The sequence below is a fragment of the Micromonospora sp. WMMC264 genome (assembly GCF_027497275.1).
Taxonomy (GTDB): domain Bacteria; phylum Actinomycetota; class Actinomycetes; order Mycobacteriales; family Micromonosporaceae; genus Micromonospora; species Micromonospora chalcea.
The window spans coordinates 5,745,836-5,769,684 of record NZ_CP114907.1; the positions used below are offsets into that span (position 1 = coordinate 5,745,836).

Consider the following 23,849-nt stretch of genomic DNA (forward strand, 5'->3'; position numbering starts at 1 on the left):
ACAAGCCGTCCTGGACGCTGTCTTCGGGGTGCTCGCCGCCTTGGACCTAGGCGGCGTCCCGGGGCACGTGAGCGGCCCAGGCGGCGAGCCGCCGCATCAGGTCCGCGAGCAACATCTGGTACTCGTGGCGCACCTGCGCATCGGCGCCCACCAGTGAGCCTGCCGGAAGCTCTGCCCAGAACTCCTGGGTGAGACGGCACGAGTCGGGCCCGAGCGGCACAACGGTGAGCACGCCGCCGCTGGGACAGCCGGCCGTCAGGTTGCGGGTGACGGCGCGGCGTCCCGGTTCCACCTCGACCACCTCGTGCATCATGCCCGTTCGACCGCCGGGGCTCCGATCCACGAACGCCTGGATCTCGCCGACTCCCTTCGGGCCGGGCAGCGTCACGCCGAGCTCCGTCGAGTCGTGCAGCGCCACCGACGACGCCGGATCCTCCATGAAGCCGAAGGCTGCCTCCGCACTCGTGGGCAGGTCGACGGTGGCCGCCTCCCGTACCTGGACCGCAGACGTCGTCACCCTGATCAACCGCAGACGCGAGCGCACGCCGCATTGTGTCAGTCGATCCGCCGACGGTGGGGGCGAGATCAGCGCTACGGCGCCCTCCCTAGCGGGCTCCGCTCGGTGCGAACACGGCATAGAAGTACCGGAGGCTGTCCTCCGGGCCGTTCTCCAATCGCTTGAAGGCCTTCGCGATCGGATTGCACCAGCGCTGCCCGCCGAGCTCCACCACCATAGGCCACCCGACGACGGTCAGTTCGTCTGCCGCCGTTGCGCGCCACCGTCCACCGGCATGCCGGTTCAACACCTCGCCGACGTAGCAACCGAAGCCGAAGAGGGTCTCCGCCACCTGCCCAGCCATGAGGCCCTCGGCCCGAAAGCCGTCGAGGATGGCGTCCACGGATGCCAGGCTGTCCGGCGTGTAGTCCAGGTGCACACCGCTGACCTGGGCCGCTGACACCACGATGTCGCCAGCGAACCGGGCTGCGTTCTCCGGGACGGGCGCGTACTTCAGGCGCAGTTGCACGGTTCTCTCCGTTAATCAACAGATGGGGATCTTGCGATCGTACCGACGACGGCCGACAAGCAGCGGCCTCGCGACGGCTCGCAGGACGCCGGACGAGCACGACGCCGTGGTCTGGTTCGCGACGTCCGATCTCGCCGGCCTGCGTCTCAACCATAAGCCGCTTCTCCCGATGCTCACCGCCCTGCTCGCCGGGGTCAGCAGCCCTATCTCGTCCGCACGTCAGGTGCGAACCGGCGGCTCGCCGAATCTGCCACCACGAACGACGGAATCGGTCTCGACTTCCTGGACCGTCCAGACGTGACCGACGAAGTCGTCCACTGCGACGCCACCGCGTCCGAGCAGCGTCCGGATCGCTGCCACTGCGTCCTGCCGCCGCGACAACCGGTAGTTCACCTGGACCGCCCACGGCGGCCGCTCGCCGACAACGCGCTCCAACTCCGCCACCATCTCGCGCTCCCAGTCGAGGTACAGGTCACGGTGTTCCTCCACCAGCCAGAGGAAGACCGAGCCCGGCGCGACCCACTGATCAGACTGGGTCTCACCGAGGGAACCCAGGAGCCGCAACACGTCCGCCCTGGACACGGCCGGGAAGACGAACGCGTTCTCACTCATGTGCAGAACCATAGGCGCCGGCTTCGTCGCCCTCGATGCTGAGAAGAAACTCGGCCACCTGGTGGCCGTCCGGGTGGGTTATCGTGAGGGCGACCCGAATCTCGTCGTCGATCCGGATCATGGCCTCGTCATCGGCCGCGTCGAGGGCGGCGTTCCGGGCGACGAAGAGCGGACGCAGCGGCTCGAATGCAGGCAGCGGACGGAATCGGCCGTACGTCCACGGGAAGTCGTGAGTCTGCTCATCGATCTCGCCGGCCAGCTCGCCCCGGCGGTACAGCCGCCACACCCTGCCCGCGTCCATCGCGACAGCGTAGGCGGCGCTGAGCGGTCAGTTCCGGTGCGGTGTGGGTGAGGCCGGAGGGCCGAGGGCAAGCCGGCGTAGCCGGTGCGGCAGCCGATCGCCGAAAGCTCGACGGCCGCCAGCCACCTTGGCGATCGTCATTGCCTGGCCGCGATCGACTGTCTGCCCGATGCGGGCGTGGCAACCCGTCGGCTGTCGGCGGCTTGCCGCCGGGCGGACCACCGGGCCCGCACTCGTGGAACATCGAAGGCCCTGACCGGGACTGACGTCCTGATCAGGGCCTTCACGCTGGAGCGGGTGACGAGAATCGAACCCGCACTGTCAGCTTGGGAATCAGGCTCAATCACGAATAGATGGCAGTCTTTGTACTTTTTATTTGACCGTGATTGGACTGGCGGCCCTTGCCTGGAACCTCGCCTTGACCTCTGTTGGCCGCCCGAACGGGCATGCCACGGGCACGTGAGAGTCGAAGACTCCGGCTCGTTACTGGTAGCGTTCGCCGGTGCGCGTTGGAGTGTATGTCGATGGGTACAACCTCTACTACGGTGGCCGAGGGCTATGCGGACAGGGAACCCCTGGCTGGCGCTGGCTCGACATCCGGGCCCTTGCAGAGCGCCTGCTAGCCAACGTGCCGACCTGGGCTGGTGCTCAGGCGCACCGAATCGTCTACTGCACTGCTGTAATCGACGCGGCTAGCAACCCCTCGGGCTTCATCGATCAAGACATCTACCTCAAGGCTCTGATGGCGTCATCGAGCGTCGACCTCATCGAGTACGGCAGCTATGTCTCTCGCGTGAAGTACGCCCCGCTTGCAGTAAAGGCCCAGAGCCGCAGCGCAGGCCCCCAGCTCGTAACCTCGCAGTGGCCGATCATGGTTCAGGACGCGCAGGGCAATCCAGTACAAAACGCGACATTCATGGTGTCGTACGCCCACCGAGAGGAAAAGGGTTCCGACGTCAACGTGGCTTCCCACCTCCTGGTCGACGTACTCACGTCGCAGGTAGACGCGGCCCTCGTGATCTCCAACGACAGCGATCTTAAATTTCCGGTGTCATATGCGAGGACACTCGTCCCCGTCGGCACGATTAACCCCTCGCGGAACTACCTGGCAGGAGCCTTGAAGGGACAACGAGGGGACGGGGTCGGCAGCCACTGGTGGAAGCAGCTCACGGCGGGAGACCTCCAAGCCTGTCAGCTCAGTGACCCTGTAGTGAGCCCTGCCGGCACCTACGCGCGCCCAGCCGGCTGGTAGCTCTATAGTCTGTCTCGGTTGCAGGTCGAACTAGGCTGCGCTACAGTTCACCGCATATACCACCCGGTTCCCCTAGAGGGGCCGGGTTTTTTTTGGGCCGAAGCACCCAACCCCTCGACGCTTCCACGCTCTGACCTGCGGGTATGCAACCGCCAGGGCCGGCAAGGCGGGGGTTCGCTTCGCACCAAACCGGCCTACAGGAGCCTGCGACAAGAGGGCGAAAGAGGGAGCATCCACTACGCTCAGGCCGCCCGTTGGGTGCAAGCATCGCGGAGCGACGGCCTGAGCGTAGTGGATGCTGTCAAGTCCCGCGCACCCGGCCCCGACTAGGCTCCGGCTAGCTATCCTAGCCTTTGAGCGCCGGAGCCTAGTCGGGGCCGGGTGCTTCAAAGACGCGACACGCCGGGGAAATTTGTGACATTCGTCACTCTGCTTATCCTCGCCATCCGGACTTTCTGCCGTCGACCCGGCCTCGCGGGGGCAGGCCGCTGCCCGACCCGCCAACTTCAAGACGGACTTGACGCACGAACGGCCCCTCCCCCGGCAGGCCCAGTCGCCGATGCCGACATTCGGACCGTCACCATTCCCGACGCGATCCGCCGTGACATCCGCCCACACCTGGACGACTTCGCGACGAGGACCAGGACGCGCTCGTCTTCACCGGCGCGAAGGGTGCTGTCCTGCGCCGCTCCAACTTCCAGACCGCCTGCAAGTGGCGTGACTGCGTGGCTGCGGCTGGCCTGCCCGGCTTCCACTTCCACGACCTGCGGCACACCGGTAATACCCTGGCGTCCCGGACCGGGGCGAGCCTTGCCGACCTCATGGCCAGGATGGGTCACGCCTCGACTCGCGCGGCATTGATCTACCAGCACACCGCCAAGGAGCGCGACGAGCACATCGCGAGCGGGCTCAGCGAGCAGATCAAGAAGGGCCGTGATCGGGCACGTAGCGGGCACGGCCAGCGCAAGAAGCGGTAGCAACGAACGAGGCCCCAGCCAGGAAAGCTGTCCTGAGCTGGGGCCTCACGTTGGAGCGGGTGACGGGAATCGAACCCGCACTGTCAGCTTGGGAAGCTGATGTTCTGCCATTGAACTACACCCGCAGCGGCACCACTCTACCTGAAGCCCCCCACCCCCGTGCACTCAGGTGCGCGCGCCACCTCGGCGAGGTGGCGGCATCGGCGGGCGGTTGACCCAGCCACCTCCCCGAACTGGAGTGGATCAAGCACTCACCGGCGCCGGCAGGCGCGAAGTTGCACGTCGGAAACGTATGGGCATTCTCAAATGCATCGATGGGATGTAACGTCTGCCCCACGTTTCCGCACCGGCGTGACACACCCCCTGGCACGCCGTCAGAAAGAGGTGGGCCCATGGGACTCCGTCCCAACCTGCTGACCCGGCGTACCGCCGGTGTCGCGACGTCGACCCTCGCGCTGCTGCTCAGCACCGCCGCCGTCGGCGTCGTTCCCGCTGCTTCGGCCTTCTCGGCCGCCCCGGCCGGCGTCTGCGCCGAGCCTGCTGACGCCCACGCCGACGAGCACGCGAACGCTCGCGTCGCGAAGGGCGGCAACGCCAAGCTCGACCCCAACCACCTGACCGCCAAGCAGGTCCAGGACCGGGAGGCCGACCTCGCCGCCGCGCAGCGCGAGCGGGCCAACTTCCGGACCGGCGCGGTCACCCCGCTGGCCACCGTGACGATCCCGGTCGTCGTGCACGTCATCCAGGAGAACAGCACCCGGGCCGGCGGCAACATCACCGACTCGATGATCAACCAGCAGATCACCGTGCTGAACCAGTCGTACGCGGGCTCGACCGGCGGCGCCGCCACCGCCTTCGGCTTCCAGCTCACGAAGATCAACCGGGTGACCAACCCGTCGTGGTACCCGATCGTGCAGGGCTCCTCCGCCGAGCGCTCGATGAAGACCTCGCTGCGTGAGGGCGGCAAGAACACGCTGAACATCTACCTCGGCGAGCTGAGCGACAGCCTGCTGGGCTGGGCGACGTTCCCGAAGCGGACGCTGGACAAGATGGACGGCGTGGTCGTGCTCAACGAGTCGCTGCCCGGCGGCACCGCCACCAACTACAACCAGGGTGACACCGGCACCCACGAGGTCGGCCACTGGCTGAACCTCTACCACACCTTCCAGGGCGGCTGCTCCGGCTCGGGCGACAGCGTCTCCGACACCCCGGCCGAGGCGTCCCCGGCGTACCAGTGCCCGACCGGCCGCGACACCTGCTCGACCGCCGGCAAGGACCCGATCACCAACTTCATGGACTACACGTACGACTCCTGCATGTACCAGTTCACCGCCGGCCAGGCGAGCCGCATGCTCACCGCGTGGAACGCCTACCGCGCAGCCTGACCGCCTCGTACCGCGTACCGGTGCCGGCCCTGTCCTCGGACGGGGCCGGCACCGCTCGTTTCGGGGTCGGGGTCAGGCGGCCGGGCGGCGGGTGTCGAAGCCGTGCCGGCCGCGCCGGCCCTCCGCGCCCACCGGCTCACGCCGGGCCGGTTCGGCCCCGAGCGGGTCGAGCCACACCCGCACCTGCGGCGGAGCGGCGCCGGGCTGGGCGACAGGGTCGCGCCGGGTCAGCATCGCCGCCTCGACTGTGAACTCGAACAGCCGCCAGTCACCATGTGGCGACGCGCGGGCGATCCGGGCCAGCCGCGTCACGGTGGCCGGGTCGGTCACCGGCCGCGCGCGCCCCGCGACGTACGCCTCGTCGTCGCTCTCCTCGGGCGGGAACGAGTGCAGCGCGTAGCGGCCGTCGCGTTCGAGGTCGCGGCGCTTCGGCGAGTCGATGACGAAGCACCATAGGCCGTCGTCGGTGAACACCGGGGAGACCGGGTGGACGCGGGGGCCGCCGTCGGCGCGGACCGTGGCGAGGTAGCCGAAGCCCGGCCCGTACTGCTGCATCAGGAGGCGGATCTCGCCGGCGAGGCGGGGCTCGTCGGCGGCGAATTCGGACCAGGAAGCCATGCGGACATCCTATCGAACACGTGTACGAAGAAGTAGTGCGACACGCAGGTCACCCATACCGGTCGCTATGGTGTTCCGATGCTGCTCTCCGACCGCGACCTGATCTCCGAGATCAAGGCCGGCACGCTCGCGCTGGAGCCCTTCGAGCCCACGCTGGTGCAGCCGTCGAGCATCGACGTACGCCTGGACCGGCTCTTCCGGGTCTTCAACAACCACCTCTACACACACATCGACCCGTCGGTCCAGCAGGACGACCTCACCTCGATGGTGGAGGTGCCCGAGGGCCAGCCGTTCGTGCTGCACCCGGGCGAGTTCGTGCTCGCCTCCACGCTTGAGGTGATCTCGCTGGGCGACCAGCTCGCGGGCCGGCTCGAGGGCAAGTCGAGCCTGGGGCGGCTGGGGCTGCTGACCCACTCGACAGCCGGCTTCATCGACCCCGGCTTCTCCGGCCACGTCACGCTGGAGCTGTCGAACGTGGCGAACCTGCCGATCACGCTCTGGCCCGGCATGAAGATCGGCCAGCTCTGCATCTTCCGGCTCTCCTCGCCGGCCGAGCACCCGTACGGCTCGGCCGTCTACGGCTCGCGTTACCAGGGGCAGCGCGGCCCGACGCCGAGCCGGTCCTGGCAGAGCTGGCGCACCTGGCCGACGCGCTGACGCCGCCCGCAGTTGTTAAGAAGGGCCCCCTCCTCTACCGGAGGCGTTAAGAGGGGGCCCTTCCTTACACGCGGCCGTAGCTGTTGATGTCGCCGTCGTCGACCCGCTTCATCGTGATGGGCTTGCCGGACTGGGAGGCGTGCACCACCCAGCCGTCGCCCACGTACATCGCCACGTGGTGCAGGTCGCTGTAGTAGAAGACGAGGTCGCCGGCGCGCAGCTCGGCCCGGCTGATGCGCTTCGTCACGCCGTGCTGCTGGCGTGCGCTGTGCGGCAGCGAGACGCCGCCCTTGGCCCAGGCCGCCATGGTGAGGCCCGAGCAGTCGAAGTGGTCCGGGCCGGCGGCGCCCCAGACGTAGATCTTGCCGATCTGGGCGCAGGCGAACTTCACCGCCGCTCCGGCCGGGCCGCCGGGATAGCCGGCCGGGCAGGGCGCCGGGCGCAGCGGGCCGCCGCCGCCCTTGCCGTACACCTTGAGCCGCAGCTTCTCCAGCTTGGCGATCTCGGCGTCGATCTGCTTCTTCTTCGCCGCGAGCTGGGCCTCGGTGCGCGCCAGGCCGGCGATCATCTCGTCCAGCGGCTTCTTCTTCGCCGCCAGCTCGTCGCGCAGCGCGGCGACCGAGCGCACCTGCTCGTGCTGGCGGTGCGCGAAGCGGTCGAGCAGCTCCAGGCCGTCGACCAGGTCACCGGGTGAGCGGCTGCCGAGCAGCGCGTTGACCGTGGAGAGGTTGTCGGCCTTGTAGGCGTCGGCGGCGAGGCCGCCGACCTGACCGAGCGCGGCGTCCACCCGCGCCTGGAGGGGTGCGATCTGGCGGCCGAGCGCGTCGGCCTGCCTGCGCCGCGCGGCGAGCTGCTCGCGTACGTCGTTGACCTGCTCGATGACCGGTTCGAGCTTGTTCCAGTCGCGGTCGATCTGGGCCTCGATCTCGGCGACCGAGGGTTCGGCGTGTGCCGCAGTGGCGCCGCCGGTCAGTACGACGGCGGTGCCGACCAGTGCGGCGAGGGCGGTGGTGAAGCGGGACCAGCGGGAACGCGGCGCGGCGCTGGACCGGTCGACCGACCGGTTCGACGACGGCCGCGGGGCATGGAGTGCCACCGGGCGTCCGTACTCCTTCTTCCGTACCGCCTACCGGGTTAGCTGACGGATTCGGGCGGGAAGGGAGCCGCCCTACCGCAGCAGCGCTGCGGATTCACCCCAGGTACCTGGTTCCCCGGCTCGCCCGGAGGCGACTCGGCGGTGTCGGACCGTCACCGACCGGGTTGGACGGTGAGACGTGCGGCCGACGATTCACCAGAGTAGGGACCACCGTTATCGATCCGCAACTTCCAGCGCCGTGACACTCCGTACGCGATCCAGCGCCACACCGCGCACGGAGGTGAAATTTTCTTTCACGACTGATTACTTACTGGAAAGGTATTGACCGTCGCGGGTGTGCGGAGTGAGGGTGGAAACGCAGTGACCCCCATCCCTGTCCAGGAGGTTCGATGCATCTCTCCGCCCCGCCGTCGGGCAGACGGATACTGCTCGCCGCCGCCGTGGCCACGGCCACCGCGCTGGCGACCACCGGCCCGGTTACCGCCGCGCCGGACACGTCCGCGCCCGCGAGCGACCGGCAACAACAATACGCCGCCGCCGCGGCCGAGTACGGCGTGCCCCAGAACGTGCTGCTCGGTGTCTCCTATCTGGAGTCCCGCTGGGACACCCACCCGGGTCAGCCCAGCACCAGCGGCGGCTACGGCCCGATGCACCTGACCGACGCCGCGCACATCCTCGCCACGCCGGGCAGCGCCCACGTCGACGAGGACGAGGACCCGCGCGGCGACGACTCCCGGCCGCTGAAGCTCGACCCGGCCACCGCCGCCGCGCCGACGCGGGAGACGCCGCTGCCGAGCGCCTCGCTCCAGACGCTCGACGCGGCCGCCGCGCTCACCGGGCTGGACGCGGGGACGCTGCGCACCGACCCGGCCGCGAACATCCGCGGCGGCGCGGCGCTGCTGTCGTCGTACCAGAAGGCTCTGGGCGGGCCGGTCGGCGCCGGCACCGACCCGGCGGCCTGGTACGCCGCGGTGGCCCGCTACTCCGGCGCGGACACCGCCGACGCGGCGGCGGCCTTCGCCGACGAGGTCTACGACCAGCTCGGCCAGGGCGCCACCCGGACCACCGACGACGGCCAGCGGGTCACGCTCGCCGCCACCGCCGCGAAGCCGGACCGCTCCCGGCTGGCCCGCCTCGGCCTGCGCACCGCGCAGCGGCCGGACGGGCTGGAGTGCCCGGTCCGGCTGGCCTGCGAGTGGATTCCCGCGCCCTACGAGCAGCTCAGCGACGACCCGGGCGACTACGGCAACCACGACCTGGCTGACCGGCCGAAGCAGCAGAAGATCGAGTACATCGTCATCCACGACACCGAGGGCTACTTCGGCCCGAGCGTCGACCTGGTGAAGCGGGCCGACTACCTGGGCTGGCACTACACGCTGCGCTCGGTGGACGGCTACATCGCCCAGCACATCAAGACCAAGGACGTCGGCTGGCACGCCGGCAACTGGTACGTCAATGCCAAGTCCATCGGCCTGGAGCACGAGGGCTTCGCCGGCCAGGGCACCTGGTACACCGAGGCGATGTACCGCACCTCCGCCAAGCTGGTCCGCCACCTGGCGCTGAAGTTCGGCATCCCGATGGACCGGCAGCACATCATCGGCCACGACAACGTGCCCGGCATCACCGCCGCCAACGTGGGCGGCATGCACTGGGACCCGGGGCCCTACTGGGACTGGTCGCACTACTTCGACCTGATGAAGGCGCCGTTCCGCGGCACCGGCACGGCGAAGACCGGCCTGGTCACCATCGACCCGGACTTCGCCACCAACCGGCCCGCGTTCACCGGTTGCAACCAGCAGCCGCCGGGCGTCCCGACGCCCACCCCGCCGGCGCAGCCGTGCCCCTCGCGCGGCTCCTCCGCGGTGATCCTGCGGACCGCGCCGAGCCCGGACGCCCCGCTCGTCAACGACCTCGGGCTGCGCCCGGACGGCACGCCGGACACCATGTACATCTCCGACCACGGCGCCCGCGCCTCGGCCGGCCAGACGTACGCGCTCGCCGGCCGGCAGGGCGACTGGACCGCGATCTGGTACCTCGGCCAGAAGGCGTGGTTCCACAACCCGGCCTCCGCGCCCACCGCCAAGTGGGCCACCGGCTTCGTGGTGACCCCGCGGCCCGGCAAGGCCACCATCCCGGTGTACGGCCGCGCCTACCCGGAGCAGTCCGCCTACCCGGACACCATCCCGTACCAGGCCATCTCTCCGCTGCAGTACACGTTCGCCGCCGGCCAGCGGTACGCGGTCGGCGGGGTGCTGCCCGGCGAGTACTACCGGGCGGTCTCGTTCGACGGTTCCGCGCCGGGTGACCGGACCGTGGTACGCGGGAAGAACCAGTACGTGCAGGTCCAGTTCGGCCACCGGATCATGTTCGTGAACCTGGACGACGTGCTGATCCTGCCGTCCCCGGTCGGCGCGCCGCGCTGACCCCTCCCCGAGAACGCGAAGGCCCCCGGTCCATGCGGACCGGGGGCCTTTCGGTGTGACCGAGGTCAGGTGACCCGGACGAAGCCGGCGAGCGGCTGGGTGTTGATGCTCGACACCTGGACCGGTTTGCCTGTCCGGGGCGCGTGCACCATCACCCCGTTGCCGAGATAGAGCCCGACGTGATGCAGATCGGAGCCGAAGAACACCAGGTCACCCGGGCGCGCCTCGGAACGGGACACCTTGCGGCCCTCGTTCCACTGCGCGCCGGTGAAGTGGGTGAGCGAGATGCCCGCCGCCTTGTACGCGTACTGCGTGAGGCCGGAGCAGTCGAACGCGTTCGGGCCGGTGGCGCCCCACACGTACGGGTCGCCGACCTGGGCGCACGCCGTCGCGATCGCGGTACGCGCGGCGCTGCTCACCACGCCGTCGATCTTCGGGCAGCCCGCCGGGCGGATCGAGGTCACCGGCAGCATCGCGGTGAGTCGCTTGATCTCCGAGTCGATCTGCTTCTTCTTCGCCGCGAGGTCGTTCTGCTGCTTGGTCTCCAGCTCGATCAGCTCGTCGAGCTTCTCCTTCTGCCTGTTGTACTCGTCCCGCACCTTGAGCACACCGGCGATCTGACGGCGCTGGTCGTCGGCGATCCGGTCCAGCATGACCAGCTGCTCGGCCAGCGTGCCCGGCTTGGTGCTCACCAGCAGCGCGCCCAGCTCCTGCGACGGGCCCTGGATGTAGTAGCGGGCCGCGATGTCGCCGACCTTGTTCATGGCGAGCGTGGAGGCCAGCTCCAGCGGCACCATCTTGTCCTTCAGCGCCTTGGACTTCTTCTGGTTGGCGCGAAGCTGCGAGCGGACCTTGTTGAACTGCTCGATGGTGGGTTCGAGCTGCTCCCACTGCTTGTCGATCTGCGCGTCGATCTCGTCCACCGACGGCGCCGCGTGCGCCGGAGCCGTCAGCATCCCGGCGCCGACCGCGGCGGCCGCGACCAGGGTGACCAGACGGCGTGCCATCCGGTGGAACCCGGCACGTCGGCCGGGTGGAGCGCTCGGGGCGTGACGTTGAGGGGGCGTGGTTGCCACCGGCACGGACTCCTTTGCAACCGACCGCCGGGCGCCTCGCGAGAGGGAAGATCGAGGCAGACGACCCACAGCGGTCGGTGCCCCACATTAGGGAAGGCGTCCGGTGGAATCAAGGCGACCGTTTGTTCAATCACGTATCCGCAATCGATTGCACACCAAGGGTATTCATTTCATCTTCCGACGATGGCTGTCAATACGTCGTCGAGCGTCACCACGCCCATCGGCCGCCGTCCGTCGCTGACCAGCACCATGTGGCGGCGTTCGCGGCGCATCGCGAGCAGCAGGTCGGCGAGCGTACGGTCCGGCGGCACCACCGCCAGCGGCCGGTAGACAGCGGCCGGCACGGGGGCCCGGCGACTCGCGCCGGCGTACCCGAGCACGTCCTTCACGTGCACGAAACCGAGCACCCGGCGGGTGGACCGCTGCACCACCGGGAAGCGGGACCGGCCGGTGCGGGTCGCCAGCACCTCCAGCGACGCCGGTGAGACGTCCTCGGCGACTGTGGTGACAGTGGACCACTGTTGCAGCGCGTCCGCCGCCGTACGGCTGTGCAGGGCCAACGCGCCGGTGATCCGGGCGTGCTCCTCGGCGTCCAGCAACCCCTCGGTACGCGCCTGCGAGACCAGCCCGGCCAGTTCCTCGGCGGTGAACACGGTTTTCACCGCGTCTGTCGCCTCCACCCGCCACCACCGCAGGACCTGCCGGGACGCCCACTTCATCGCCAGCAGCAGCGGCTTGGTGACCAGGCAGAACGCCAGCATGGCCGGGCCGAGCCAGAGCGCCGAGGGCTCCGGACCGGCCAGCGTGATGTTCTTCGGCACCATCTCGCCGACCACCGTGTGCAGGAACACCACCACCGCCAGCGCGATGACGAAGGTCACCGGGTGCACCGCCGAGGCGGGCATCCCCAGCGCGGCGAACGGCCCCTCCAGCAGGTGGGCCAGCGCCGGCTCGGCGATCGCGCCGAGGCCGAGCGAACAGACGGTGATGCCGAGCTGCGCTCCGGCGATCATCAGCGGAATCTGGTTCATCGCGGCCAGCGCCCACCGGGCCCGCTTCGACGTCGCCGCAAGCGGTTCGATCACGGTACGGCGGGAGGCGATCAGCGCGAACTCGCTGCCCACGAAGAACGCGTTGCCGAGCAGCAACACCACCGCCACGAGTAGCTCAGGCACCGTCGTCGGGCTCCTCGGGGCGCACCACCCGCACCTGCTCGATCCGGTGCCGGTCGACCTCCACCACCGTGAACTCGTACCCGGCCTCGTCGACCGTCTCGCCCGGCACCGGGATGTGGCCCAGCCGCGCCATCAGGAAGCCGCCCAGCGTCTCGTACGGCCCGTCGGGCAGCCGGAACCCGGTCTGCTCGACCAGTTCGTCGGCGCGCAGCACGCCGTCGGCCAGGACGGTCCGCTCGCCGCCCGGCACGGTGAGCTCCACCGGCCCGGCGTCGTCGACCGCGTCCGGGTCGAACTCGTCGGCGATCTCCCCGACCAGTTCCTCGACCAGGTCCTCCACCGTCACCACGCCGTCGGTGCCGCCGTACTCGTCCACCACGATCGCCAGGTCCGCCCCGGCGGCCTTCAGCGCGGCCAGCACCCCGTTCAGGTTGAGGCTCTCCGGCACGTACACCGGTTCCCGGGCCACCGCGGCCACCGAGGTGACGGCCCGGCGGGCCAGCGGCACCCCCAGCGCGTCGGGCACCCCGGCGACGCCGGTGACCAGGTCGAGCGTCTCCTCGTAGACCGGGAACCGGGTCCGGCCGGTCTGCCGGGAGAGGTCCAGCAGGTCGGCGACGGACGCGGTGGCGCGCAGCGCTGTCACGTCCACCCGGGGCGTCATCGCCTCGGCGGCCCGCTTGTCACCGAAGCGGATCGTGCGCCGCAGCAGCATCGCGGTGTCCGGCGGCAGCGCGCCGGCCCGCGCCGAGATGGCGGCGAGCAGGCCCAGCTCCTCCGGGGAGCGGGCGCTGGCCAGCTCCTCCTGCGGCTCCACGCCGAGGCGGCGCACCAGCCGGTTGGCTGATTCGTTCAACAGCCGGATCAGCCAGCCGAACATGCGGGAGAACGCGCGCATCGGCGCGGCGGTGGCGAGCGCCGCCGGCATCGGGCGGGCCAGCGCCAGGTTCTTCGGCACCAGCTCGCCGAAGAGCATCGAGATGAGCGTGGCGAGGGCCAGCGCGAGCAGGCCGGAGAAGCGTTCCGCGCCGCCGAGCGGATGCAGCAGCGGGGCGAAGATCCGGGCCAGCGCGGGTTCGGCGAGGTAGCCGGTGAGCAACGCGGTGAGGGTGATGCCGAGTTGCGCGCCGGAGAGCTGGAAGGACAGTTCGCGCAGCGCGCGGCGTACCGTGGCGGCCCGGCCGTCGCCCTCGCCGGCCCGCCTGTCGATCTCCGCCCGGTCCACGGTGACGAGGGCGAACTCGGCCGCGACGAAGAAGGCGTTGCCGGCGGTCAGCAGCACGAAACCGACCAGGGGCAACAGCGTCAGAAGAAGAAGGCCGTCGATGGGCGTGATTGTGGCACGCGAGCGCCGACGGTGGGCCCCCGTGGCGCGCGACGGCGGCGGCACCGCACGGGTGCCGCCGCCGTCGTGGTCCGGCTTCTGCCGGGGTACGCCTCAGCTCGCGCTCGGCGCGACCTCCGGCTCACCGGCCGGGGCCTCCGGCTTGACCGAGCGCAGCAGCACGCTGGCCACGTCGACCACCTCGACCTGTTCGCCCGCGCCCTTGCCGTTCACGCCGTCGTTCAGCATCGTCGAGCAGAACGGGCAGCCGACCGCGATGGTCTTCGCCCCGGTGGACATGGCCTCCTCGACCCGGTCCACGTTGATCCGCTTGCCGATCTTCTCCTCCATCCACATCCGGGCGCCGCCGGCGCCGCAGCAGAAGGAGCGCTCGCTGTTACGCGGCATCTCGGTCAGCTCGCCCTGGATCGAATCGCCGAGCACCTCACGCGGCGCGGCGAAGATCCGGTTGTGGCGGCCCAGGTAGCACGGGTCGTGGTAGGTGACGCCGCCGTCCACCGGCTGCACCGGGGTGAGCTTGCCGGCGCTGACCAGGTGGGCCAGCAACTGGGTGTGGTGCACGACCTCGAACTCGCCGCCGAGCTGGCCGTACTCGTTGCCGAGCGTGTTGAAGCAGTGCGGGCAGGTGGCGATAATCTTGCGCTTGCTCTTCTCCCGGCCCTCGAACGCCTCGTTCAGCGTCTCGACGTTCTGCTGGGCGAGCATCTGGAAGACGAACTCGTTGCCGATGCGGCGGGCCGGGTCACCGGAGCAGGTCTCGCCCTCGCCGAGGATGGCGAAGGAGACGCCCGCCTCGTTGAGCAGCGTGGCGACCGCACGGGTGGTCTTCTTGGCCCGGTCCTCGAACGCGCCGGCGCAGCCGACCCAGAACAGGTACTCGAAGTCGTCGACCTCGCCGACCCGCGGCACCTCGAACCCGAGGCCCTTGGTCCAGTCCTCGCGGGTGTTCTGCGGGGCGCCCCACGGGTTGCCCTTGTTCTCCAGGTTGCGCAGCATGACGCCGGCCTCGGACGGGAAGCTCGACTCGATCAGCACCTGGTAGCGGCGCATGTCGACGATGTGGTCCACGTGCTCGATGTCCACCGGGCACTGCTCGACGCACGCGCCACAGGTGGTGCAGGACCAGAGCACGTCCGGGTCGATGACGCCGCCCTCTTCGGCGGTGCCGATAAGCGGCCGGTCGGCCTCGGCCATGGCGAGCACGTCGACGCCGGCCAGCTGCTCCTGCGTCGCCTTCTCCTCGCCGGCGAGGTCCTTGCCGCCGCCGGCCAGGAGGTAGGGCGCCTTGGCGTACGCGTGGTCGCGCAGGCTCAGCACCAGCAGCTTCGGCGACAGCGGCTTGCCGGTGTTCCAGGCCGGGCACTGCGACTGGCAGCGGCCGCACTCGGTGCAGGTGCTGAAGTCGAGCAGGCCCTTCCAGCTGAACTGCTCGACCTGGGCGACGCCGAACTGGTCCTTCTCCGGGTCGGCCTCCTCGAAGTCCAGCGGCTTGCCCTCGCTGGTCATCGGGCGCAGCGGGCCGAGGCCCGAGCCGGCCGGCTTCTCCGGGTCGCGCTTGAAGAAGATGTTCGGGAAGGCCAGGAAGCGGTGCCAGGCCACGCCCATGGTGACGTTCAGCGAGATCACGATGAGCCAGGTCATCGAGATGCAGATCTTGATGAGCGCGGCGACGCTGACGCCGGCCTCCCAGTTCGGGAGGACCGAGCCGATCGCGTGGCTGAGCGGGGCGGCCCAGACCGGGTACTCGAAGTGGTCGGTGGCGACCTTGAAGCCCCGGATCACGAACCCGAAGATCAGGACCAGCAGGACGACCCACTCGACGAAGTAGCCCTGCCACATGCTCGAACCGGTGAACCGGGAGCGGTTCTCCGCGCGGCCCGGCCGGTTGCGCAGGCGGATCGCCATCAGTACCAGGATGCCGGCCAGGCCGAGGATGCCGATCCACTCGGTGACCAGGCCGAAGATCGTCCAGTGCCCGATGATCGGCAACCCGCCACCGGTCGAGACGACCTCGAAGTAGGCCTCCAGCACCAGCAGCGACAGCACGATGAAGCCGACCATCACGAACCAGTGAGCGGCGCCGACCACGCTCCACTTCAGCATGCGGGTGTGACCTGCGGTCTCCACCAGCATCTTCTTGGTACGCGCGCCCTTGTCGCCGAAGCGCTCCGGCGCGGGCTGACCGAGCCGGATGACGGCGGTCATCTTCATGACCGCGCGCACCGCAAGCCACACCGCGACAGCGGTGATGGCGGCCGCGAGGATCGTGGTGACGATCTGGACGCTGCCCATCGAGTTGGCCTCCCGGTCTGCTGCTTGTCCGTGCAGCCTACGCGCAAGGTTACCCAGCAGTAACGTGAGTCTTCTCGCACCAGGCCACGCCGCCCTGCGCACACCTTAGGTGTAGCGGCGACGAAGCGCCTGGCAGGGGCGGCGTGGCGTGACCTACGCCGGGTCGACGGGCGGCCGGCTCAGCGCCAGCGGGAGAGCAGGATCAGCGAGGAGACCATCGCGCCGAAGCCGACAGCGAGGTTCCAGTAACCCCAGGTGGCGACCGGGTACGCCTGCTCGGACAGGTAGTAGAGCACCAGCCAGCCGATGCCGATCACGATCAGCGCGACCGCCGTGACCGGCAGCCAGACCGGGCTAGGCTTGCGCGTCGACGCCGTCGCCGTCGGACGAACGTCCGTGGGCGGGGTGTACACCTTCTTCTTGCGGACCTGAGACTTGGGCACGACGCTCTCCAGAGGGGGGTACGACCTCGTCCGGCCTGACAACCGGGCGCGAGGGCGACGGTCCATGGCCAATAATGTTCGACAGCTAGCGTAGTCCCGACGGACCGTCCAGGCCACGAATGGGGCCAGGCCGGTGCACTCAGTAACCGGAAAGAGCGGACTTTCCGGGTCGATCAGGTCGGTTCGCATCGGCGCGAGCCGGAACGAGACGACGGGAAAGGGAACGCCCGGTGGAGTACACGTCCGGCGCCGCCTCCTGGCAGAAGGTCCTCCGCCGCGCGGCAGCCGCCCTGCTGCCCCGGCGCGCCCGCCAGCGCCGTCCGGGCTGGTCGATCGGCGTACCCCTGATCGCCGCCGCGGCCGGGCTGCTGTTCACCACCACCGCCACCACCGCGGGCGGCACGCCGCTGCGCGAGGACCGTCGTCCCCAGCTCACCCAGCTGATCGAGGACCGCCGGGAGCAGGTGGCGGCGAGCGAGGCGAAGGCCGCCCGGCTCCGCACCGAGGTGGAGGAGCAGACCGCCGCGCTGGCCGGCGCCGACGGGCCGATCAAGACCGAACGGGACCGGGCCGCCGCGAGCCGGCAGGCCGCCGGGTTCACCGCGCTCACCGGCAGCGGCGTGACGGTCGAGCTGAACGACGCCGACCGCCGGCCCGACCAGCCGCTGCCCAAGGGCGCCAGCAACGACGACCTGGTCGTGCACCAGGGCGACGTCCAGGCGGTGGTCAACGCGCTCTGGGCCGGCGGCGCGGAGGCCATGTCAATCATGAACGTCCGCGTGCTCAGCACCAGCGCGGTACGCTGCGTCGGTAACACCCTGCTGCTGCACGGCCGGGTGTACTCCCCTCCTTTCAAGATCGTGGCAATCGGCGACCCCGCGGAACTCCAGCGGGCGCTCGCCGCCTCTGAGGGAGTGCGGGTGTTCAAGGAAGTGGCTGAGCACTACCAACTCGGCTACGTCGAGCGCGTCTCCACAGTCACCGTGCCGGCGTTCGAGGACTCCACCGCGTTGCAGTCGGCGACGGTGCCCCGGTGAGCGGCGGCGACCCCCGGGACCGCCGCGGCCACGACCGCCAGGAGGAGCCCACCGCGTTCCTCCCCAAGGTCGAGCGCCCGGCCCCCGCCCCGGCGTCGCCGCCCCCGCTCGACCTGCCCTGGCCCGACGCCGGACCGTCGCACACCTCTCCGGCGCGACGGGGCCCGTTCCCACCGACGCCCGCCCCGCCACGGACCGCCCCACCGTCGACCGCCCCGCCACCGCCCGGCCCGCCACGGTCCGCTCCGCCGCCCTGGCCGGGCAACCAGGCCCATCCGCCGGTCGGCCCGCACCACGTCGAGGCCGACAGGCGGTTCCGCCCCTCCGCCGGCGGGATTCCCGAATCCGGGTTCCAGCCCTCCGGTGGCAGAGTTCCCGAGTCCGGGTTCCAGCCTTCCGGTGACGGGATCCCCGAGTCGGCGCACCGATCGCCCGGCCGTCCGGGCGCGGGCGGGCCCGGCCCGGCGCGTTTCGCCGGGCCGGCCGGACCCGGCACCGGCCAGCCGGGCGGTCCACCGCAGCACACGGCCGCGCCCCAGCGCGGGCCCGGGATGCGTCCCGCCACGCCGGCCGACGTGCCGCCCCGGACGGGCGAACGCACGACGCGACCGGGCGACGTCCCACCCCCGGCGGGTGAACGCCGGACGCGACCCGGCGATGCCCCGCCCGGGACGGGTGAGCGGCAGATGCGGCCGGGCGCGTACGGACCGGCGGCGCACCAGAATCCCGCCCGCCCGGCCGGCGGCGCGCTCCCGCCGGAACGCGGTGTGCGCGGGGCCCAGCCGCCGCACACCGGCCCGCAGCCGTGGGAGAACGGAGGACGTACGCCGGGGGGCGAGGGACGGCAGGCGGCCGGTGCGCCCGGCGTACCCCGGTTCGGCGGCCCGGCCGACGCGGACCGGACCCCGCCGGCCGACCCGGGAGCGACGGCGGTGCTGCCCGCCGTCACCCGGCCGCCCGCGGACCCCCGGATGGACGCCACCGGGCTGATGGGCGCGGTGCCTCCGGCGCCGGACGCGGCGGACAGCGGCGACGAGCCACCGGCCGAGCCGCCCCGCCCCCGGCGCGGCGAGCGGGTGGTGCAGTTGCGGCCCGAGCAGACCGGCGAGGGCTACCGGAGCGTCTACTCCGAGCTGACCCGCCCCAGCGCCGGCTCCCGGCTGCGCACCGTCGTACGCGGCGCCGGCGAACTGCTCATCACGTTCGGCCTGGTGGTGCTCCTCTTCGCCGGCTACGAGATCTGGGGCAAGGCGGTCATCGTCGACGCCCACCAGAGCGACCTGAACAGCCAGCTCGCCCAGGAGTGGGGCGCGGACCCGACGGTCGCCCCGACCACCGGGCCGACCGTGAAGCCGAAGCCGCCGGCCAACGGAAAACCGGTCGCCGGCCTCTACATCCCCAAGTTCGACAAGCACTGGGTGGTGGTCGAGGGGGTCACCCCCAACGACATCCGGTACGCCCCGGGCCGATACCCGGACAGCGCCATGCCCGGCGAGGTGGGCAACTTCGCCGTGGCGGGCCACCGGATCCGCTCCACGTTCTGGCGGCTGGACGAGCTGAAGACCGGCGACGCCATAGTGGTCGAGACCCGCACCGACTGGCTCGTCTACCGCGTGTACGAGCAGCGCATCGTCAAGCCGTCCCAGGTCGAGGTGGTCGCGCCGGTGCCGGGCAAGCCGGGCCAGAAGCCCACCGAGAAGCTGCTCACGCTCACCACCTGCAACCCGAAGTTCGACAACTACCAGCGGCTGATCATCCACGCCCGGCTGGACACCGTCCAGGCCAAGTCGGCGGGCCGCCCGGCCGAACTGGAGACGTGAGCCGTGTACTCCTGGATCTGGCGGAAACTTCCCTTCGGGCTGCCCGGAAAGCTGATCGGCTCGCTGCTGCTGGCCACCGCCACCGTCGCGCTGCTCTGGTTCGTGGTGTTCCCGTGGGCCGAGCCGCTGCTGCCCTTCGACGACGTGCAGGTCACCCAGGACTCCGGCGTACCGGGTGACGGCGGGCTCACCGAGCCGACCGGGCTGCCCGGCGACGAGGAGCTGCCGTACAGCACCGAGACGAACAACGCCCCGCCCCCCACCCCGAACAGGTGACCCCGATGCGTGTCCTGGTGATCGACAACTACGACTCGTTCGTCTTCAACCTCGTGCAGTACCTCGGCCAGCTCGGGGCCGACTGCGACGTACGGCGCAACGACGAGATCGACGTCGCCGAGGTGGGCCGGGCGGGCGCCGGTGGCATCCTGCTGTCGCCCGGTCCGGGCAGCCCGGACCGGGCCGGCATCTGCCTGGACGTCATCCGCGAGTACGCCGGCAAGCTCCCGATCTTCGGCGTCTGCCTCGGTCACCAGGCGATCGGCGAGGCGTTCGGCGCCACAGTGGCGCGCGCGCCGGAACTGCTGCACGGCAAGACCTCCGAGGTACGCCACGACGGCGTGGGCGTGCTCGCCGGCCTGCCCGACCCGTTCACCGCCACCCGTTACCACTCGCTCGCCGTACTGCCCGAGACGCTGCCGGACGAGCTGGAGGTCACCGGCCGGACCGGCTCCGGCGTGGTGATGGCGATGCGGCACCGGACGCTGCCGATCGAGGGCGTGCAGTTCCACCCGGAGTCGGTGCTGACCGAGGGCGGTCACCTCATGCTGGCGAACTGGCTGGCCGCCTGCGGCTTCCCGGAAGCGCTGGAGCGTGCCCCGGAGCTGGCCGCCGAGGTCGACGCCCGCCGCCGGGCCGCCTTCGCCGCAGCCTGACCGCTCGCCCCGACGATCATGAAGTTGACGGCGTTCGACGCCCGATTTGTCGCCGTCAAGTTCATGATCGACGGGGAAGGGGCGGGCGCTGGGACGGGCGCGGCGGCGGCCCCGGGATCGGGGACGCCGCCGCGTCGTCGGTCAGGTGATGCTCAGCGTTCGGTACGGCTGGGCGCGATGGTCGGGAACGGGAAACCACTGCCGCCGCCGTTGCCGCCGCCACCGCCCGGCGTGGTCGGCGTCGTGCTGGGGCTGCCGCTCGGCGTCGGGCTGGTCGGCTCCTCGTCCTCGCGCGGCACGTCGACCTCGATGGTCACCCGCTCGCCCTTGGCCAGCTTCGTCTTGCCGGCCGGCGACTGTTTGCTGACCTTGCCCGCCTGGGACGGGTCGACCTCGTTGCCCTCCCGGACCCGGACCGTGTAGCCGGCCTCCTTGAGCTGTTGTGTCGCCTGCTCCTCGGTGTAGCCGATGACGGTCGGCACCTCGCCGACGTTGCCCTTGGAGACCTTGAGCGTCACCTTGCTGCCCTCGGCGACCGAGCTGCCCTCGGTGGGCGAGACGGAAATGACCTGACCCTCCGGCGCGCTGTCGTTGACATCCTCGCGAACGGGAACCAGCTCAAGTTCCGTCAGTCGGTCCTTCGCGGCGTTGTAGGTACTGCCCTTCAGCCCGGTGGGGACGGTCACCTGGCCCGGACCGGTGCAGACCTTGACGGTGACCTCGGTGTCCTTGTCCACCCGCTGGCCGAACGTCGGGCTCTGCTCGACCACCGAGCCCTTCTCGCAGGTGGTGTTCTGCACCGGATCGCCTGTGCCGTACCGCAGCCCGGCCTGGGTGAGCGCGGCCTTCGCGTCGTCCGCCGACCGGCCCACCAGCTGGGGCACCGACACCTTCTCGTTGCCGGCCTGGTTGAGCCAGAGCGCTGTCCCCAGCGCGATCACCGCGAGCACGCCGAGCGCGGCGAACGCCGCGATGACCCAGGACGAGCTCTTTCGCTTGCCCGGATCGCCGACCCGCGCCACCGGCTGCGGGCGGGTCTGCGGGCCCATCATCTGGGTCTGCTGCGCCTGCTGGTAGCCGCCCGCGGCGGCGCCCATCGGCATGGTCTCCTCGGCCGGCATCACCGGGGTGGCCAGCACCGGCCGGCCGGCAGCGGCGCGGAGCAGGTCCGCCCGCATCTCACCGGCGCTCTGGTAGCGGTTGAGCGGGTTCTTCGACAGCGCCTTGAGCACGATGGCGTCGACCGCCGGGTTGACGTCCGGGTTGATCGTGCTCGGCGTCGGCGGCTGCTCCCGCACGTGCTGGTACGCGACGCTGACCGGGCTGTCGCCGACGAACGGCGGGTGGCCGCAGAGCAGCTCGAACAGCACGCAGCCGGCCGCGTAGACGTCGGAGCGGGCGTCGACCGCCTCGCCGCGCGCCTGCTCGGGAGAGAGGTATTGTGCGGTGCCGATGACCGCGCTGGTCTGCGTCATCGTGGTGGCGCCGCTGGCCAGCGCGCGGGCGATGCCGAAGTCCATCACCTTGACCTGGCCGGTCTGGGTGAGCATCACGTTGCCGGGCTTGATGTCCCGGTGGATGATCCCGTGCCGGTGGCTGAACTCCAGCGCCGCGCACATGTCGGCGCAGATCTCCAGCGCCCGGCGCGGCTGGAGCCGCCCCTCGACGCCGAGGACCTCCTTGAGCGTCCTGCCGTTCACGAACTCCATCACGATGAACGGCAGGGTTTCGCCCGTCGGGCCGGTTTCCTCACCGGTGTCGTAGACGGCGACGATGGCCGGGTGGTTCAGCGAGGCGGCGTTCTGGGCCTCGCGGCGGAACCGCATCTGGAAGGTGGCATCCCGGGCCAGGTCGGCACGGAGCATCTTGATCGCGACATCCCGCCCGAGCCGGAGGTCGCGGCCGCGGTGCACCTCGGCCATGCCGCCGTAGCCCAGCAGCTCGCCGACCTGATACCTGCCACCGAGCAGGCGGGCCTGCGCTGTCATCGCGTGTCTCGTCCTTCGCTCGTCGTCGTACCGCCGTCGGCCGGCAGGAGGCGTACCTCACGACGGTACGACGTGCGGACCGGATAGTCGCCTCCGTGCGGCCGCACCGCGCCGGAGGTCACGCTCACACTCGCCGGAGCGGATGCGGTAGCACCGTATTTCCGGTACAGGAACGAAATCACGCCCGAGCAGAGGATGACCAGCACGGCCACCACGATCGCCGTCGTCCAGAGCCCGGACCGGGAGCGCCGGGGCGGAGGCGGCGCGGCCGGGCGCGCGTACGGCATGGGGTTGTGCTGGGGCACGGGCCGCTGCGGTACGGGTGCCGCGCCACGCGGCGCCACCGGCGGGCGGGGCATCGGGGCCGGGTGGGCGATCACGGCCGGGCGCTGCGTCACCGGCGGGCGGGCCGGCGAAACGGGCGGACGGGCCGGGGAGACCGGCGGACGGGGCTGCGGATGCGCGGCGGCGGCCGGTGGCTGCGGCCGGGGAGCGGTCGGCACCTGAGCGCGTGCGACGGGTGCGGCCGGTGAGGCGGGCGCGGCCGAGATGGGCCGTCCGGCGCGGGCCGCCTGGGAGAGCGCGAGCTTGGCCTGCCGGGCGATGCTCGCCAGCGCGGCGGCGCTGGGCCAGCGGGCGGAAGGGTCCTTCGCCATGGCCCGCTCCACGATGGCCCGGACCTGCGGCGGGATGTCGGCCGGAAGCGCCCGGGGCGTCTCCCGAACGTGCTTCATGGCGATTTCGAGCGGGTTGTCCCCCTCGAAGGGGCGTCGGCCCGCGAGGCACTGGTACGCGACCACGCCGAGCGCGTAGACGTCCGAGGCGGGCGTGGCCACCGCGCCGGTGGCCTGCTCGGGCGAGATGTACGAGGCGGTGCCGAGCACCGAGCCGGCGGCGGTGAGCTGGCCCACCAGCTCGGAGCGGGCGATGCCGAAGTCGGTGAGCACGAGCGTGCCGTTCGGCCGGACCAGCAGGTTGCCGGGCTTCACGTCGCGGTGCACGATGCCCTTCTCGTGCGCCGCGTGCAGCGCGTCGGCGGCCTGGGCCAGCAGCGCCATGGTCCGCGCCGGGGTCAGCCGGCCGACCCGGCTGAGCGTGGCCGAGAGCGCGTCGCCCTCGACGTACTCCATCACCAGGAACGCGATGTGCTGGTCGCTGCCGAAGTCGTAGACGTCGACCACGCCCGGGTGGTTGATGGTCGCCATGGTCCGCGCCTCGCCGCGGAACCGCTCGGCGAAGCCCGGCTCGTCCAGCAGCGCGGGGAGCAGGCTCTTGACCGCGACGGTACGGCCCAGCACCTGGTCGGTGCCGCGCCACACGTCGCCCATGCCACCGCTGGCGATCCGCTCGTCGAGGCGGTAGCGGTTGCCGAGCTTCACCCCCGGGCTCAGCACG

The 23,849-nt window shown here is 70.8% G+C and carries 22 protein-coding genes, 1 tRNA gene and 1 riboswitch; of the genes, 9 read left to right on the top strand and 14 right to left on the bottom strand.

From position 1 onward, the window contains the following. Positions 1 to 46 precede the first annotated feature (46 nt). The 4 genes from O7542_RS25495 to O7542_RS25510 all read right to left on the bottom strand — a co-directional run bounded on the left by O7542_RS25495 (position 47) and on the right by O7542_RS25510 (position 1,938). Positions 47 to 517 (bottom strand): hypothetical protein, encoded by a 471-nt coding sequence (locus O7542_RS25495; RefSeq protein ID WP_043327603.1) that lies wholly within the window; start codon positions 515 to 517, stop codon positions 47 to 49. Positions 518 to 605: 88 nt separating this feature from the next. After that, positions 606 to 1,025 carry a hypothetical protein gene (locus O7542_RS25500; protein ID WP_043327604.1) on the bottom strand — a complete coding sequence of 140 codons (420 nt, stop codon included), beginning with the start codon at positions 1,023 to 1,025 and terminating at the stop codon, positions 606 to 608. A gap of 219 nt (positions 1,026 to 1,244) precedes the next feature. Then, on the bottom strand, positions 1,245 to 1,637 hold the full coding sequence (locus tag O7542_RS25505; protein ID WP_043327605.1) for a hypothetical protein: 393 nt from the start codon (positions 1,635 to 1,637) through the stop codon (positions 1,245 to 1,247). Next, on the bottom strand, positions 1,630 to 1,938 hold the full coding sequence (locus O7542_RS25510; protein ID WP_064447979.1) for a hypothetical protein: 309 nt from the start codon (positions 1,936 to 1,938) through the stop codon (positions 1,630 to 1,632). Before O7542_RS25510 ends, O7542_RS25505 begins: the two co-directional genes overlap by 8 nt. A 502-nt stretch (positions 1,939 to 2,440) precedes the next feature. On the opposite strand from O7542_RS25510, the gene O7542_RS25515 reads away from it, so the two are divergent. After that, positions 2,441 to 3,190, top strand: a complete 750-nt coding sequence (locus tag O7542_RS25515; RefSeq protein WP_064447980.1) for an NYN domain-containing protein — start codon at positions 2,441 to 2,443, stop codon at positions 3,188 to 3,190. A gap of 680 nt (positions 3,191 to 3,870) precedes the next feature. After that, positions 3,871 to 4,167, top strand: coding sequence for a tyrosine-type recombinase/integrase (locus O7542_RS25520; RefSeq protein ID WP_281606506.1), 297 nt, complete (start codon positions 3,871 to 3,873; stop codon positions 4,165 to 4,167). Between the two features lie 51 nt (positions 4,168 to 4,218). Here O7542_RS25520 and O7542_RS25525 read toward each other — a convergent pair. Further along, positions 4,219 to 4,292 (bottom strand) — tRNA-Gly (locus O7542_RS25525). 267 nt (positions 4,293 to 4,559) lie between these two features. Between O7542_RS25525 and O7542_RS25530 the strand changes: the two genes are divergently transcribed. Then, on the top strand, positions 4,560 to 5,552 hold the full coding sequence (locus O7542_RS25530; protein ID WP_043327608.1) for a zinc metalloprotease: 993 nt from the start codon (positions 4,560 to 4,562) through the stop codon (positions 5,550 to 5,552). 72 nt (positions 5,553 to 5,624) lie between these two features. On the opposite strand, the gene O7542_RS25535 is transcribed toward O7542_RS25530, so the two are convergent. Next, the gene (locus O7542_RS25535; RefSeq protein ID WP_064447989.1) at positions 5,625 to 6,170 is read right to left on the bottom strand and encodes a pyridoxamine 5'-phosphate oxidase family protein; all 546 of its coding nucleotides are present in this window, start codon (positions 6,168 to 6,170) and stop codon (positions 5,625 to 5,627) included. 78 nt (positions 6,171 to 6,248) lie between these two features. Here O7542_RS25535 and dcd point away from each other — a divergent pair, with 78 nt between their 5' ends. Continuing rightward, a complete protein-coding gene (gene dcd, locus O7542_RS25540; protein WP_043327610.1) occupies positions 6,249 to 6,827 on the top strand; it encodes a dCTP deaminase in 579 nt (192 codons plus the stop codon). A 64-nt stretch (positions 6,828 to 6,891) separates the two neighbouring features. Here dcd and O7542_RS25545 read toward each other — a convergent pair whose 3' ends face one another. Then, on the bottom strand, positions 6,892 to 7,923 hold the full coding sequence (locus O7542_RS25545; protein ID WP_043327611.1) for a C40 family peptidase: 1,032 nt from the start codon (positions 7,921 to 7,923) through the stop codon (positions 6,892 to 6,894). 13 nt (positions 7,924 to 7,936) lie between these two features. Then, positions 7,937 to 8,074: riboswitch (cyclic di-AMP (ydaO/yuaA leader) on the bottom strand. Between the two features lie 238 nt (positions 8,075 to 8,312). On the opposite strand from O7542_RS25545, the gene O7542_RS25550 reads away from it, so the two are divergent. After that, positions 8,313 to 10,346 (top strand): peptidoglycan recognition family protein, encoded by a 2,034-nt coding sequence (locus O7542_RS25550; protein WP_064447991.1) that lies wholly within the window; start codon positions 8,313 to 8,315, stop codon positions 10,344 to 10,346. Positions 10,347 to 10,411: 65 nt separating this feature from the next. Here the strand turns inward: O7542_RS25550 and O7542_RS25555 are convergent, their stop codons facing one another. From O7542_RS25555 to O7542_RS25575, 5 genes are all read right to left on the bottom strand, one after another. Next, positions 10,412 to 11,422 (bottom strand): C40 family peptidase, encoded by a 1,011-nt coding sequence (locus tag O7542_RS25555; RefSeq protein ID WP_064448126.1) that lies wholly within the window; start codon positions 11,420 to 11,422, stop codon positions 10,412 to 10,414. Positions 11,423 to 11,592: 170 nt separating this feature from the next. After that, positions 11,593 to 12,597 carry a hemolysin family protein gene (locus O7542_RS25560; RefSeq protein ID WP_064447992.1) on the bottom strand — a complete coding sequence of 335 codons (1,005 nt, stop codon included), beginning with the start codon at positions 12,595 to 12,597 and terminating at the stop codon, positions 11,593 to 11,595. Next, on the bottom strand, positions 12,590 to 13,897 hold the full coding sequence (locus O7542_RS25565) for a hemolysin family protein (protein ID WP_043327614.1): 1,308 nt from the start codon (positions 13,895 to 13,897) through the stop codon (positions 12,590 to 12,592). The genes O7542_RS25560 and O7542_RS25565 overlap by 8 nt, the downstream gene beginning before the upstream one ends. 138 nt (positions 13,898 to 14,035) lie before the next feature. Then, positions 14,036 to 16,234 carry a (Fe-S)-binding protein gene (locus tag O7542_RS25570; RefSeq protein WP_281605310.1) on the bottom strand — a complete coding sequence of 733 codons (2,199 nt, stop codon included), beginning with the start codon at positions 16,232 to 16,234 and terminating at the stop codon, positions 14,036 to 14,038. Positions 16,235 to 16,413: 179 nt separating this feature from the next. Further along, on the bottom strand, positions 16,414 to 16,677 hold the full coding sequence (locus O7542_RS25575) for a cell division protein CrgA (protein ID WP_209963882.1): 264 nt from the start codon (positions 16,675 to 16,677) through the stop codon (positions 16,414 to 16,416). A gap of 230 nt (positions 16,678 to 16,907) precedes the next feature. Here O7542_RS25575 and O7542_RS25580 point away from each other — a divergent pair, with 230 nt between their 5' ends. From O7542_RS25580 to O7542_RS25595, 4 genes are read left to right on the top strand one after another with little or no spacing between them, the layout of a single operon-like run. After that, on the top strand, positions 16,908 to 17,714 hold the full coding sequence (locus tag O7542_RS25580; RefSeq protein WP_043327617.1) for a DUF881 domain-containing protein: 807 nt from the start codon (positions 16,908 to 16,910) through the stop codon (positions 17,712 to 17,714). After that, the gene (locus O7542_RS25585) at positions 17,711 to 19,534 is read left to right on the top strand and encodes a class E sortase (protein ID WP_281605311.1); all 1,824 of its coding nucleotides are present in this window, start codon (positions 17,711 to 17,713) and stop codon (positions 19,532 to 19,534) included. The genes O7542_RS25580 and O7542_RS25585 overlap by 4 nt, the downstream gene beginning before the upstream one ends. 3 nt (positions 19,535 to 19,537) lie before the next feature. After that, positions 19,538 to 19,810, top strand: a complete 273-nt coding sequence (locus tag O7542_RS25590; protein ID WP_030500496.1) for a hypothetical protein — start codon at positions 19,538 to 19,540, stop codon at positions 19,808 to 19,810. A 5-nt stretch (positions 19,811 to 19,815) separates the two neighbouring features. Further along, positions 19,816 to 20,466 (top strand): aminodeoxychorismate/anthranilate synthase component II, encoded by a 651-nt coding sequence (locus O7542_RS25595; protein WP_064448127.1) that lies wholly within the window; start codon positions 19,816 to 19,818, stop codon positions 20,464 to 20,466. A gap of 152 nt (positions 20,467 to 20,618) precedes the next feature. Here O7542_RS25595 and pknB read toward each other — a convergent pair whose 3' ends face one another. Together pknB and O7542_RS25605 are read right to left on the bottom strand one after the other, a co-directional pair. Next, on the bottom strand, positions 20,619 to 22,454 hold the full coding sequence (gene pknB / locus O7542_RS25600) for a Stk1 family PASTA domain-containing Ser/Thr kinase (RefSeq protein WP_113972300.1): 1,836 nt from the start codon (positions 22,452 to 22,454) through the stop codon (positions 20,619 to 20,621). Next, positions 22,451 to 23,848, bottom strand: a complete 1,398-nt coding sequence (locus O7542_RS25605) for a serine/threonine-protein kinase (protein ID WP_043327620.1) — start codon at positions 23,846 to 23,848, stop codon at positions 22,451 to 22,453. Before O7542_RS25605 ends, pknB begins: the two co-directional genes overlap by 4 nt. Position 23,849: the final 1 nt, after the last annotated feature.